The sequence below is a fragment of the Amycolatopsis sp. NPDC003676 genome (assembly GCF_053587275.1).
Window position 1 is genome coordinate 1 of the sequence record NZ_JBSFNS010000170.1, and the last position, 12,554, is coordinate 12,554.

12 protein-coding genes are annotated in these 12,554 nt (G+C 67.7%); 6 read left to right on the forward strand and 6 right to left on the reverse strand.

All coding sequences use genetic code 11. The annotated features are described in order from the left end of the window. From ACWDNU_RS42755 to ACWDNU_RS42765, 3 genes are all read left to right on the forward strand, one after another. On the forward strand, nucleotides 1-578 hold a 578-nt coding region (locus ACWDNU_RS42755; protein WP_449673051.1), incomplete at its 5' end, for an MBL fold metallo-hydrolase. Next, nucleotides 575-1,423 (forward strand): MBL fold metallo-hydrolase, encoded by an 849-nt coding sequence (locus ACWDNU_RS42760; protein ID WP_449673052.1) that lies wholly within the window; start codon nucleotides 575-577, stop codon nucleotides 1,421-1,423. The genes ACWDNU_RS42755 and ACWDNU_RS42760, both read left to right, overlap by 4 nt. A gap of 8 nt (nucleotides 1,424-1,431) precedes the next feature. Beyond that, nucleotides 1,432-2,184, forward strand: coding sequence for an MBL fold metallo-hydrolase (locus ACWDNU_RS42765; protein WP_449673053.1), 753 nt, complete (start codon nucleotides 1,432-1,434; stop codon nucleotides 2,182-2,184). Here ACWDNU_RS42765 and ACWDNU_RS42770 read toward each other — a convergent pair. Further along, nucleotides 2,171-2,896, reverse strand: a complete 726-nt coding sequence (locus tag ACWDNU_RS42770; protein WP_449673054.1) for an SDR family oxidoreductase — start codon at nucleotides 2,894-2,896, stop codon at nucleotides 2,171-2,173. The two genes, ACWDNU_RS42765 and ACWDNU_RS42770, sit on opposite strands and share 14 nt — an antisense overlap. An 86-nt stretch (nucleotides 2,897-2,982) precedes the next feature. On the opposite strand from ACWDNU_RS42770, the gene ACWDNU_RS42775 reads away from it, so the two are divergent. Next, nucleotides 2,983-3,546, forward strand: a complete 564-nt coding sequence (locus tag ACWDNU_RS42775) for a TetR family transcriptional regulator (RefSeq protein ID WP_449673055.1) — start codon at nucleotides 2,983-2,985, stop codon at nucleotides 3,544-3,546. On the opposite strand, the gene ACWDNU_RS42780 is transcribed toward ACWDNU_RS42775, so the two are convergent. Together ACWDNU_RS42780 and ACWDNU_RS42785 are read right to left on the reverse strand one after the other, a co-directional pair. Beyond that, entirely contained in the window at nucleotides 3,547-4,977 is a 1,431-nt protein-coding gene (locus tag ACWDNU_RS42780) for an amino acid permease (RefSeq protein ID WP_449673056.1), read from the reverse strand. A gap of 9 nt (nucleotides 4,978-4,986) precedes the next feature. Continuing rightward, nucleotides 4,987-6,129 carry an aminotransferase class V-fold PLP-dependent enzyme gene (locus ACWDNU_RS42785; RefSeq protein ID WP_449673057.1) on the reverse strand — a complete coding sequence of 381 codons (1,143 nt, stop codon included), beginning with the start codon at nucleotides 6,127-6,129 and terminating at the stop codon, nucleotides 4,987-4,989. A gap of 257 nt (nucleotides 6,130-6,386) precedes the next feature. Between ACWDNU_RS42785 and ACWDNU_RS42790 the strand changes: the two genes are divergently transcribed. Beyond that, complete coding sequence (locus ACWDNU_RS42790) at nucleotides 6,387-7,175, forward strand: cyclase family protein (RefSeq protein WP_449673058.1); 789 nt, start codon at nucleotides 6,387-6,389, stop codon at nucleotides 7,173-7,175. Further along, nucleotides 7,172-8,800, forward strand: coding sequence for a thiamine pyrophosphate-binding protein (locus ACWDNU_RS42795; RefSeq protein WP_449673059.1), 1,629 nt, complete (start codon nucleotides 7,172-7,174; stop codon nucleotides 8,798-8,800). The genes ACWDNU_RS42790 and ACWDNU_RS42795 overlap by 4 nt, the downstream gene beginning before the upstream one ends. Here the strand turns inward: ACWDNU_RS42795 and ACWDNU_RS42800 are convergent. The 3 genes from ACWDNU_RS42800 to ACWDNU_RS42810 are packed head-to-tail and all read right to left on the reverse strand — an operon-like array spanning nucleotide 8,760 to nucleotide 12,075. Then, nucleotides 8,760-10,133 (reverse strand): APC family permease, encoded by a 1,374-nt coding sequence (locus ACWDNU_RS42800; protein WP_449673060.1) that lies wholly within the window; start codon nucleotides 10,131-10,133, stop codon nucleotides 8,760-8,762. The genes ACWDNU_RS42795 and ACWDNU_RS42800 overlap by 41 nt on opposite strands. Nucleotides 10,134-10,179: 46 nt before the next feature. After that, nucleotides 10,180-10,743, reverse strand: a complete 564-nt coding sequence (locus tag ACWDNU_RS42805) for a DUF3558 family protein (protein ID WP_449673061.1) — start codon at nucleotides 10,741-10,743, stop codon at nucleotides 10,180-10,182. Nucleotides 10,744-10,779: 36 nt separating this feature from the next. Continuing rightward, nucleotides 10,780-12,075 carry an MFS transporter gene (locus tag ACWDNU_RS42810; protein ID WP_449673062.1) on the reverse strand — a complete coding sequence of 432 codons (1,296 nt, stop codon included), beginning with the start codon at nucleotides 12,073-12,075 and terminating at the stop codon, nucleotides 10,780-10,782. Nucleotides 12,076-12,554 lie beyond the last annotated feature (479 nt).

Sequence of the window (12,554 nt, forward strand, 5' to 3'; positions counted from 1 at the left end):
CCGCGCTGAGCCGCATCCGTGCGCTGGGCTTCGATCCGGCCGACGTCCGCGACATCGTCCTCACCCACCTCGATCTCGACCACGCCGGCGGGCTCGTCGACTTCCCGCAGGCCCGCGTGCACGTCTACGGCAAGGAACTCGACGCTTACCGCTCCGGAAACCCGCGGTACCGCGACGTCCAGTTCCGCCACGGTCCACAGTGGAAGTCCTATTCGGACGCTGGCGACAGCTGGTTCGGTCTCGACGCGGTCCGCGAGCTGGACGGGGTCGAGGGCGTCGCGCTCGTGCCGCTCGCCGGGCACACCGTCGGCCACGCCGGGGTCGCCGTCGACACCGGATCCGGCTGGGTGCTCAACGCGGGCGACGCGTATTTCTTCCACCAGGAGATCGACACCGATTCCTATTGCCCGCCCGGATTGGCTATGTTCGAACGGCGGGTCCAGACGCTGCCCGGGCCGCGGCGCGAGAACCAGCGCCGGTTGCGCGAACTGCGCCGGGACCACGCCGACGAGGTGACCGTGTTCGCCTCGCACGACCTGACCGATTTCGTCCGGCTCAGCGAGAGGAGCACGGTATGAAGGTGCACCACCTCAACTGCGGCACGATGCGCCCGCTCGGCGGCAAGGCGCTCGACGGCCGCCCCGGGATGTTGCGGCGCAGCACGATCGTGGCGCACTGCCTGCTCGTGGAGACCGCCGATTCGCTCGTGCTGGTCGACACCGGCTTCGGCACCCGCGGCGTCACCGAATCGCGGCGCTGGCTCGGCGGTCCGTTCATGGCGATGGTCGGCGCGAAGCCGACCATGGAAGAGACCGCCGTGGCGCAAATCCGCGCGCTGGCCCACGACCCCGCCGACGTCCGGCACATCGTGATGACTCACCTCGACGTCGACCACGCCGGTGGTCTCGCCGATTTCCCCGACGCCACAGTGCATGTCCGCACCACCGAACGCCGCGCCGCGGACAATCCGAAGAGTTTCCCGGAGAAAACGCGGTACCGCGCCGAACAATTCGCGCACAGTCCACTGTGGAGCACGTACGATGAGGCTGGCGAAAAGTGGTTCGGCTTCGACGCCGTGCAGCCGCTGCGTGGCCTGCCGCCGGAAATCCTGCTCGTCCCGCTGCCCGGCCACACGCACGGCCATTCCGGCGTCGCAGTCGACACTGGCGACGGCTGGCTCCTGCACGCTGGTGACGCGTACTTCTTCCACGGCGAAGTCGCCCCGGTGAGCCCGCATTGCCCGCCGGGCATGCGCGCTTTCGAGGTGATGAACCAGATGGACGGGTCCGCCCGCCGCGCCAACCTCGCCCGGTTGCAGACCCTCGCCCGCGAGAAGCAGGACGAGGTCTCGGTGTTCAGCGCGCACAGCCCGGTCGAATTCCAGGCGCTGCGCCGGAATACCGCGCAGCCCTCCGCGAGTTGAGTACCCGCATGACGCGCATCCGGTACGTCGGCGGCCCGACCGCCCTCATCGAGTACGGCGAGATCCGCCTGCTCACCGACCCGACCTTCGACGCCCCCGGTGACTACCCGATCGGCAGCCGCACACTGGCGAAAACCGCTGGTCCCGCGGTCACCGCGGCGGAGGTCGGCGAGGTGGACGCGGTGCTGCTCTCCCACGACCAGCACCCGGACAACCTGGACGCGGCGGGGCGAAAGTACGCCCTCGCCGCCCCGCTCGTCCTGTCCACTGCCTCGGCGAGGGAACGGATCGGCGACCCCGTTCGGGCGCTGGCCAACTGGGAGTCCTACGACCTCGGCGGCGTCCGCATCACCGGAGTGCCCGCGCAGCACGGGCCTGACGGCAGCGAGCATCTCGTCGGCGAAGTCACCGGTTTCGTGCTCGAAAGCGAAGGCCAGCCGACCGTTTACGTCAGCGGCGACAACGCTTCCCTCGACGTCGTGCGGCAGATCGCCGAGCGCTTCGACCGGATCGACATCGCCGTCCTGTTCGCGGGAGGAGCGCGAACTCCGCTGGTCGGCGAGGCGTACCTCACGCTGCCCAGCGACGGCGCGGCCCAGGCGGCCCGGATCCTGAACGCGCGCCAGGTCGTCCCGCTCCACTTCGAGCACTGGGCGCATTTCACCCAGGGCCCGGACACCCTCCGCCCGGCTTTCGCCCAGGCTGGCCTCGAAGACCGGCTGCACCTGCTCAAGCCCGGCGAGCAGGTCAGCTTCCAGTAAGCACGAACCCTCCGTCGACGGTGATCACCGCACCGGTGACGAAACTGTTCTCCATCAAGTAAAGGTTGGTCGCCGCGACTTGGTCCGGCTGACCGACCGATTTGGTCAGCGTTCGTTCCGTGAACGCAGCGACCATCGCGTCCAGTTGCGGTTGCGGCAGGGCGTCCCACATCGGCGTGTGGACCGGCCCCGGGCGGACTGCGTTGACCCGCACCGGGGCCAGGTCGACGGCCAGACCGCGCGCCAGCCCCTCGATCGCGCCGACCGAAGCGGCCGCGAGCGCCGCGCCGGGCATCGGGCGGACGCCGACGATCCCGGACGTCAGCACGATCGAACCGCCCGGCCGGATCCGCGGCGCGGCGTGCTTCACCGCACTCACGACGCCCCAATAACGGACATAGAACCCGCTCTGCGCGTCGTCGAGCGACAGGTCGGCGAGCGGCTGCTGATGTAGCGCGTCGCCTGCGGTGTACACGAGGTGGTCGAGCGGGCCGACGTGCTCGAACAGGGCCGCGACGTTCGCGTCGTCGCGCACGTCGGCGACGAATCCTTCGCAGCTGTCCGGTAATTCGGCGAGCGCTGCGTCCAGCCGTTCCTTGCCGCTCGACGCGATCGTGACGGACGCGCCCGCCTCCGCCGCGGCGCGTGCGGTCGCCAACCCCATGCCCGAGCTGCCGCCGATGACGACAACCCGTTGGTCAAGCAAAGACATGATGGATCCCTTCACAGTTGATGACTCAGTGAGACATCAACCGTAGCACTGATGTCCCACTGTGTCATCACTGCTAAGATGGCTGCATGCCGCGCTGGGATCCGGAAGCCAAGGAGCGGCTCCGCGCAGCCGCGCTGGAGCTGTTCGCCGAGCACGGCTACGAGAACGCCACGGTCACGCAGATCACCGAGCGCGCCGGGCTCACCCGCCGCACGTTCTCGCGCTACTTCGCCGACAAACGCGACGTGTTGTTCGCCGGGTCGGAGCAGCTCCCGGACGCGATGGCCGACGCTGTCCGGCGCGCCGACCCCGCGCTGCCGCCGTTTCCAGCACTGCTTGCCGCGTTGGTCGCGGCTGGCGATTTGTTCGCTGGCCTGGTTTCGCAGGCCGCTCAACGGCGCGCGGTCATCTCGTCCAGCCCGGAGCTGCAGGAACGTGAGCGGACGAAGCTGGCGGCTGTCACCGAAGCTGTCGTTGGAGCGTTAAGGGAACGAGGCGCGACCGAATCGAGCGCGAAGATGCTGGCGCAGGTCGGCATCGCGGTCTTTCAAACTGCGTTCGAGCGATGGTCCGATCAGCCCGAGGACACGGATTTCGCGGCGCAGGTACAGGAGGCGGCAGCCGAGCTCGCCGCCCACCTGACCCCGTGATCAGGCCTTCTCGCGTACCAGCGTCGAATCCTCCAATTCCGCTTCCGCGGCCTGCTTCGTCCGCCCAGTCGCCCGCAGCACCAGGTAAGCCACCACCAGCAGGACGAAGAACGGAATCCCGAACTTCCACGCCGGGTCGAGACCTTCGATCCAGAACGTCGAAATCAGGACGGTGGCAAGGAAAGCGATCACCACGACGTTCACCACCGGCGCACCCCACAACCGCACTGGCGACGGCGGCAGCCCGGCCCGGCGACGGCGGATCCGGAACGCCAGGTGCGTCACCAGAATGATCATCCAGACCACGAGCGCGGCGAAGATCGAAATGCCGAACAGCACGAGATACGCGTTGGAATCGGAATTCTTGGACAGGATGGTCGCGATCACCAGGCCCGCAGTGGACAGCACGAGTGCGTTGCGCGGCACTCCGGACCTGGTCAGCCGTCCCGCCCAGGACGGGGCGAATCGGTGCCCGGCAAGGGAATGCAGCATGCGCGTAGTGAGGTAGAGGTTGGTGTTCGCGCTGGACAACGCGGCGGTCAGGACCACGAAGTTCATGATCGTTGCCGCTGCGGGAACGCCAGCGGCTTGGAAGACGCGGACGAAAGGACTGGCGGTGATAGATCCGCCCTCGCCGGTGACCGTCCACGGCACTACCAATACGACGACAAGCATTGCGGCGACGTAGAAGATCGCCAGCCGCACCACCATCGCCCGAGCCGCGCGCGGGATGTCGCGAGTCGGGTTCTCGGATTCAGCCGCGGTCACCGAAACCACCTCGGTGCCGATGTAGCTGAACAGCACGAACACCATGGCCAGCAACAGCCCGGACACGCCGTTCGGCAGGAAACCGCCGCCCGCGCTGAGATTCGTGAGACCGGGCGCGGGTGCCTTCGGCAGGCCGAAGAATACGAGAATCAAACCGAGGGCGACGAACACCAGGATCGCGCACACCTTGATCATCGCGAACCAGTACTCGAACTCGCCGAAAATGTGCACCGCCGCGCCGTTGACGACAATCACCAGCAGCGAGAACACCGCGACCGGCACCCACAACGGAATCTGCGGCCACCAGAACTGGACGTACACGCCGGCCGCGATCGTCTCGCCGCCGATCGCGATCACTTGCATCGCCCAATACGCCCAGCGCACCACGAATCCGCTGCCCGCGCCGAGATACTTGTGCGCAATGCTGCCGAACGCCCCCGCGGCCGGGTGCACCACCACCATTTCGGCCAGTGCCCAGGAAATCGCCAGCGCAACTAGTCCACAAAGGACGTAGGCGAGCACCACGGCCGGTCCCGCGTGCGAGATCGCCAGGCTCGATCCGAGGAAAAGGCCGGTGCCGATGGCCCCGCCGATTCCGATCATCGTCAACTGCCTGCTGCGCAGCCTCCGCTGCAACCGGTTCGGGGACGGGGACTCGGCCATGTCTGCTCCCTACTGGCTCGCCCGGTACTCGGCGATCGCCGCGACGACGGCGTCGAGATCGGACTCGACGTTGTAGTAGTGCAAGGACATCCGCAGCACGTCGCCGCGGGCACTGCACACGATCCGCCGCCCGGCGAGGAACGCCGCCAGCGCGTCGGGATCCCGGTCGGCCAAGGCGACGAGCGGACCGCGCCGCGCGTCGTCCAGCGGGGACCGGAGCTGCTCCCCAGCGTCGAGCAGCCGCTGCTGCAACTGCCCGGCCAACCCGCCAATGTGGTCACGCACCCTGTGCGCGTCCAATTGGTGCAACAACTTCAGCCCGGCGACCGCACCGTACGCGGACGGGATCGACGGGGTACCGGTCTCGAACCGGCGGGCATGCTCGGGATAGTCGAGGTGCCGCGGGTCGAACTCGAACGGGTTCGTGCGGCCGAACCAGCCGGTCAGCGGCGGGGAAACCTCGTCGCGCACGCCTGGCCGCACATAAAGGAACGCGATCCCGGAGATGCCGAGCAGGTACTTAAGGCTTCCGCTGACGAGATAGTCGCAACCGAGTTCGGCGACGTCGACCGGCTCGACGCCGAGGCCCTGATAGGCGTCGACAAAGCTTCGCGCACCCTTTTCCCTGGCCAGCGTGGCAACTTCGCGCACCGGGAACCGCAAACCGTTGGCGTAGCTGACCAACGGGACGGATACCAGCTGCGTTTGCTCATTGATGAGCGCGGCGTAATCTTCGGTGTCAACCAGGCCGTCGCGGTGGGCGACGAACTGGACGTCCGCACCGCGTCCCTGCTGCGCGAGCCAAACATGGCCCAGCGACGGGAATTCCAGGTCAGTCGTGACTATTCCCGCTCGCGGTGACCATGCCTGGGTGGACGCGACCTGATACGCGCCTTCGGACGCGGACGGCACGACGGCGATGTCATCCGCGTCCGCGCCGATCAGCCGAGCGAACAGTTCTCGCGCCTCGGCGACCTTCACCATCCACTTGTCCCACGGCGCCCCGTATTCGCGGATCGTGTGCTGGAACTCGAAAAGCTCGGCGGTCAGCGCGTCCGAGAGCGCGCCCTGACTGCAGCTCGCGAGGTGCACCGAGTCGGCGAAGGCGGGGAAATGCGCCCGGAAAGCGGCTGGGCTGGGCTGGTCGGTCACGACACTCCGTTCCGTCACTGGCGGGCGAGACCGGTCCGTTCGCCACCGTAACGGCACGAGCACCGTGCGTCGATGCGCCGTCCCGGCGGCCTTGCGGCTCCGGAGGCCCTGGTCGAGGCTCCGTGTTCACCCTGACTGATCTTCGGCAGCTATTCCGTCAGTGCTGCTGAAACCGGTACTGTAGATATGGCCTTCCGCGCTGTCAACGACCGTCAAGGATCCGCAATAGCGCGCCCCGCGACCGAGAGGACGCACCGATGAGCATCCCCGCCGAGACCGCGGTCGACCAGCTCCTGACCCAGCTGGCCGAGGGCCGGCTGCAGGTCGTCGACCTCACCAACAAGCTCAGCGCCGCCACCCCGACCCTGCAGCTGCCCGAGCCGTTCGCGAACCTGATCGACTTCAGCCTCGAATCGGTCAGCGAGTTCGACGATTCCGGACCGTTGTGGCGGCACAACAACATTCACACCGGCGAGCACATCGGCACCCACCTCGACGCGCCGCGGCATTGGATCTCGAACCGCGACGGCGCGGACGTTTCGGAGCTGCCGGTCGGCAGGCTGATCGGGCCCGCGCACGTCCTCGACATCTCCGCGCGCGTCGCCGACAATCCGGACCTCCTGCTGGAGATCGCCGACATCCAGGCCTGGGAAGCCGAGCACGGTCCGTTGCGCGCGGGCGGCTGGCTGCTCGTGCACTCCGGCTGGGACCGGTACGCGCAAGACCGCGACGCGTTCCTCAACTTCTCCGACGGCGCCAGCCACACCCCCGGCATTTCGGCGGCAGCTGCGAAGTGGCTCGCCGAGGAAACGCCGATCGCTGGCTACGGCGTGGAAACCGTCGGCATCGACGCCGGGAACGGCTTCGCGCTCGACCCGCCGATGCCCGCGCACCACCACCTGCTCGGCGCGGACAAATACGGCATCACCTCACTGCAGAATCTCGGTTCGCTGCCGCCGACCGGTGCGCTTGTCGTGGTCTGCCCGCTGCCGATCGTCGGCGGGACCGGCAGCCCGGCGCGGGTGCTCGCGGTGGTGCCGGCGTGAACGTCGCACAGGCCGTCGGGATCGCGTTGGCCCGGTTCGGCGTCCGCAAGGCGTTCGGCGTTGTCGGCAGCGGGAATTTCCACTTCACCAACGGCCTGATCCAAGGCGGGGCCGAGTTCGTCGCGGCCCGGCACGAGGGCGGCGCGACCACGATGGCCGACGCCTACGCCCGGTGCAGCGGCGAGGTCGCGGCGGTGTCGGTGCACCAGGGCTGCGGGCTCGGCAACGCGACCACCGGGATCGGGGAGGCGGCGAAGAGCCGGACGCCGCTGATCATCGTCACCGGGGAGGCGACGGATCCACTGTCGAACTTTCACATCGACCAGGACGCGCTCGCCCGGTCGGTGGGAGCGAGCAGCATCCTGGTGCGGTCCGCGCAAACGGCGCTGGCTGACGTGCGGCGTGCGTTCACTCAGGCGCGGCGGGACCGGCGGACTGTCCTTTTGCGACTTCCGCTGGACGTGCAGGCTGAGCCGTTCGAGGAGAGTCTTCTCGATGATCTGGCCCCCATCTCGCCGTTGCCGCAGCCGCGCGCTGCTGAGGCGGAGGTGAAGGCGCTCGCTTCGATTCTGCAACGCGCCGAACGTCCAGTGTTCCTTTGTGGACGCGGTTCCCGGAGAGCTCGGGCGGAACTGGTCGCGTTGGCTGACCGCTGCGGTGCGCTGCTCGCGGAGGGTGCGGTCGCGAAAGGACTGTTCACTGGTGAGCCATGGGCGATCGGGGTGTCCGGCGGGTTCTCGTCTCCGCTGACAACCGAGTTGATCCAGGGTGCGGACGTCGTCGTCGGATGGGGTTCCGCGCTCAACGACTGGACCACCGCACACGGCCGGTTGCTCTCGCCGGACACGACGCTCGTCCAGGTCGATCTGGAATCCGCCGCGCTGGGCCGTAATCGGCCGGTCGACCTCGGCATCGTCGGCGATGTCGCCGGTACCGCCGCAGCGGTGGCTGAACAGGTCGAAGTCCACAATGGATACCGAAGCGACGAGCTCAACGCCCGCATTGCCCGGGAAATCCGTTGGCGGGACAACGAACACGACGACGCCGGGACCGCCGACGTGATCGACCCGCGAACATTGTCCGTTGCGCTGGACGACCTCATCCCGGCCAACCGCGTCGTCGGCGTCGATTCCGGGAACTTCATGGGCTACCCCACGATGTACCTCGACGTCCCCGACGAGAACGGTTTCTGCTTCACCCAGGCGTTCCAGTCGATCGGCCTCGGACTGGCCACCGCCATCGGCGCGGCACTCGCCCAGCCGGACCGTTTCCCCGTCGCGGCGTGCGGCGACGGCGGGTTTCTGATGAGCATCGCCGAGCTGGAAACCGTCGTACGCCTGAAGCTCCCGATGCTGATCGTCGTCTACAACGACCACGCCTACGGAGCCGAGGTGTATTTCTTCGAGCCCGACGGCCATCCAGCCGACACAGTCACCTTCCCGGACACCGATATCGCCGCCATCGCCCGCGGCTACGGCTGTGACGCAGTCACCGTACGCGCCAAGGAAGACCTCGAAGAAGTGGCAACCCGAGTCGCCGCCGGGCTCGACCGTCCGCTGGTGGTCGACGCGAAAATCGCCGGGTTCAGCGCCTGGTGGCTCCAGGCCGCGATGACGCACCACTGAGCGCCCGCTTCACCAGGAGGTTCACCACCCACAACAGGACGCCGACGGCCAGTAGGATGCCAGCCACCTGGTAGTCCTGCGCCGGGCGGCCGGACAGCGGGCTGACCAGGTACAGGCAGAAGATCGCGGCGAGCACCGGCAGCACCGTCGGCGCGCGGAAATGCTTGTGCGGCACTTTGTCTTTGCGCAGCACCAGAAGCGCGACGTTGACGATGGCAAACACCACGAGCAGCAGCAACGCGGTCGTGCCGCCGAGCGCACTGATATCCACAAAGGACACCAGCCCGATGGCGATGACGCTGGTGAAAATGATCGACACCCACGGAGTCCGGCGAGTCGGGTGCACGCGGCCGAAAACCGGCGGCAGGACGCGTTCGTTCGAGAGGCCGTACAGCAACCGGCTGGCCATCAGCATGTTGATCAGAGCGGAATTGATCACCGCGAACAGACCGATGGCGGAGAAGATTTCGCGCGGGAATCCCGGCGCGCCAACGTCGAGCACCTTCAGCAGCGCGTCGCTTTTCGCGCCGGCCAGTTCTGCGGCCGGGACCAGCAGCGACGACGTCACCGAGACCAGCACGTAGATCGTCGCGGCGATGACCATGCCCCACAGCATCGCGCGCGGGAAAATCCGTACTGGGTCATGGCATTCCTCGGCCATGTTCACCGAGTCCTCGAAGCCCACCATCGCGAAGAACGCCAGCGACGTCGCCGAGGAGATGGCGACCAGCCACGTCTTGTCCGCAGTGTCGATCTCGACCAGCCGGGACGGTTCGCCGTCGCCGTTCAGCACCGCCCACACGCCGACGCCGATGATGATCAGCAAGCCGGACAGCTCGATGCAGGTGAGGACGACGTTGGCTTTCACCGATTCGCCGATGCCGCGGAAATTGATCAGCGCCAGCAGCACCACGAACGCGATGCCGACCAGCACCGTCGGCAGCTTCACGAACGCCGCGAGATAGGTCGCGCCGAACGCGACAGCCGCCGACGACGCCGAGGTGATCCCGGAGCACATCACCGCGAACGCGACCATGAAGGTCAGGAACGGCACCCCGAACGCCTTGTTCGTGTACAGCGCCGCGCCGGCCGCGCGCGGGTATTTGCCGACCAGTTCGAGATAGCTGAACGCGGTCATGAACGCGACCACGAACGCCAGCAGGAACGGCAGCCACAACGCGCCGCCGACGCGTCCGGCGACCTGCCCGGTCAGCGCGTACACGCCGGTGCCGATGATGTCGCCGACCACGAAGAACAGCAGCAGTTTCGGGCCCATGACCCGCAGCAGCGCCGGCTCGGCGACCTTGGATGTGCCCTCGCTCACGTCCGTCATGGGCGGTTAGTGTGCCTTGTCCGGACTTCGAGGGAAAGTCTGTCGATCAGGCCTTGGCGACCGCCGTGTGCACGAGCGGGGTCATCATTTCCTTGGTCATCTTGACCGGTCCGGTGTAGTTGACCAGCACCGGAACGCCATTGGACACCTTGGCCGCGGCGAGCGTGGCGGTCTTCTGCTCATCGGTGTAGAAAACGGCGCCGTCCGGGAAGCCCGGCACGTCGACCGCGCCCGGCTTGGCCTTCTTGATCGCGGCGATCATGTCGGCGGCCTTGGCCTTGCGACCCTCGTAGCGGGTCACCGCGAGCGCGCCCGCGGTCTTGCCCTCGACGACGTATTCGCAGCTCGTCGCCTTGCCGCCGTTGCTCGGATTGTCGTGCGCGGGGCCGGCCTTCGACGAGATGCCGGGGATCTTGATCGCCTTGCTGACGTCGTCGGCCGGCAGCAGAGCGCAGGTGTCCGACGCCTTGCCGGCGGGCGCGGGCGAGGAGGGCTGAGAGGACGGAGCCTTGGTTGCGGGCGGCGGCGCGGCTGCTTTCTGCTCGCCAGAAGAGCAGGCGGTGAGAACAGCGGCGGCGGAGATCAGCAGAGCGATCGGATATGCACGCATATCGGGCATGCTATTCCGAACGGAGTAACGCGAGTGTCAGTGGCCCTCTTCCACCGGTGCCCGGTATCGCCAGAACCCAGGCAGGACGGCCAGCGAGGCCACCGTCAAGACGATCACCAGCAGCCCGCCGCCGGTCGCCGCGACCTTGGTCCCCCACGCCGCCGCCGACCAGCCGTGCGTGAGGTCGGCGATCCGCGGCCCGCCCGCGACGACCACAGTGAACACGCCCTGGAGCCGTCCGCGCATCTCGTCGGTGGTGGCGGTCTGCAGGATCGCCTGCCGGTACACCGAGCTGACCATGTCCGCCGCACCGCCGAGCGCCATGAACACCACGGCCAGCCACAGCGAATGCGCGAGCCCGAACGCCGCCATCGCCGCGCCCCAGCAGCAGATCGCGATGACGACCGCGGCCCCCTGCCGCTGCACCCGGTGCAGCCAGCCGGAGAACAAGCCGATCAGCATCGCGCCCGCGGGCAGCGCGGCGTAAAGCATGCCGAGCGCCGGACCGCCACCGGGCGGGTCGCCGAACGTCCGCTCGGCCATCTCCGGAATCAACGCGCGCGGCATGCCGGCGACCATCGCGATAATGTCGACGACGAACGACGCCAGCAGCACTTTTTGCTTGGCCAGATAACGGAATCCGTCGATGACCGACCCGATTCCCGCCTTGCGCGACCCCTCCCCCAGCGGGGGGATCGAAGGCAGCCGCCACACCGCGATCAACGTGATCGCCAGCGCGCAAACGTCCACCAAGTACAAAGTGGACAGACCGATCACCGGGATCAACGCCCCGCCGAAGAGCGGCCCGAACACCGCGCCGAACGTGGACATCGTGGTGTTGAGCGCGTTCGCCGAGGGCAGCAGCGAGGCAGGCACCAACCGCGCGACGACCGCGCCGCGAGTAGGCATGTTGATCGCGAAGAACGCCTGGTTCGCGGCGAGCAGCCCAAGCACGAGCCACACCGAATGCATCCCGGCGAACGCCTGAAGCCAAAGCAGCGCGGAAGTAACCGCGACGCCGACGTTGGTAACAAGCAGCAACTTCCGCCGGTCGACGGCATCGGCGATCGCCCCGCCCCAGAGCCCGAAGACGAGCAACGGCACGAGCGCGACCGCGCCGGTGAGCCCGACGTAACCGGACGATCCGGTGATATCGAAGACTTGCTTCGGCACCGCGACCGCGGTGAGCTGCGACCCGACCGCGGTGACCGCGGTGGACATCCACAGCCGCCTGAACGCCGGAATCTTGAGCGGACGAGTATCGACGACGATCCGGCCGAGGAGCTTGCGAGCCCCGGTACGGGGCGGGCGTATCCCCGGTTCTGAAGTCACGAGCTATCAGCTTAGTTGCGCTAACGAAGCGGGCGCAGGTGATTTTCCCCGCACGCTGCTGGGCACACACCCCTGCCGGGATGAGCCCTCACTACTCGGGGAACGTCCGTGAGGGCCACCCTGAGGGTTCCCCTCACGACCCTCGACGGTCCGTGAAGCCCGCTCGCTCACCACCCGCCGCGACGCGCCCCAATGTGGCATTGGGTGCATCCGACGCACCGAACGCCACATTGGGTGCATCCGACGCACCCAATGCCACATTGGGGCGCAAGCCCCCACCCCCCACGGAACCGCAGCCGCTGCACCCAACCATCGAGGCACCCACACCTCCCCACCCCCGATACGAAGCCAAAAACACGGCGCTGGGGTGCTTGTCAAGGCATCTTTCCCGCCTTGACAAGCACCCCCAGACCGTCAGCACACTCACGCTTCGGGGTGCCCCACGCAACCACCAAGCGATGTCGCCGCCAGGCGACGAG

What these genes read in the sequence shown, in the direction of transcription:
- ACWDNU_RS42760 (WP_449673052.1), top strand. Translation starts at nt 575, where the DNA reads ATGAAGGTGCACCACCTCAACTGCGGCACGATGCGCCCGCTCGGCGGC.
- ACWDNU_RS42765 (WP_449673053.1), top strand. Translation starts at nt 1,432, where the DNA reads ATGACGCGCATCCGGTACGTCGGCGGCCCGACCGCCCTCATCGAGTAC.
- ACWDNU_RS42770 (WP_449673054.1), bottom strand. Translation starts at nt 2,896, where the DNA reads ATGTCTTTGCTTGACCAACGGGTTGTCGTCATCGGCGGCAGCTCGGGC.
- ACWDNU_RS42775 (WP_449673055.1), top strand. Translation starts at nt 2,983, where the DNA reads ATGCCGCGCTGGGATCCGGAAGCCAAGGAGCGGCTCCGCGCAGCCGCG.
- ACWDNU_RS42780 (WP_449673056.1), bottom strand. Translation starts at nt 4,977, where the DNA reads ATGGCCGAGTCCCCGTCCCCGAACCGGTTGCAGCGGAGGCTGCGCAGC.
- ACWDNU_RS42790 (WP_449673058.1), top strand. Translation starts at nt 6,387, where the DNA reads ATGAGCATCCCCGCCGAGACCGCGGTCGACCAGCTCCTGACCCAGCTG.
- ACWDNU_RS42800 (WP_449673060.1), bottom strand. Translation starts at nt 10,133, where the DNA reads ATGACGGACGTGAGCGAGGGCACATCCAAGGTCGCCGAGCCGGCGCTG.
- ACWDNU_RS42805 (WP_449673061.1), bottom strand. Translation starts at nt 10,743, where the DNA reads ATGCGTGCATATCCGATCGCTCTGCTGATCTCCGCCGCCGCTGTTCTC.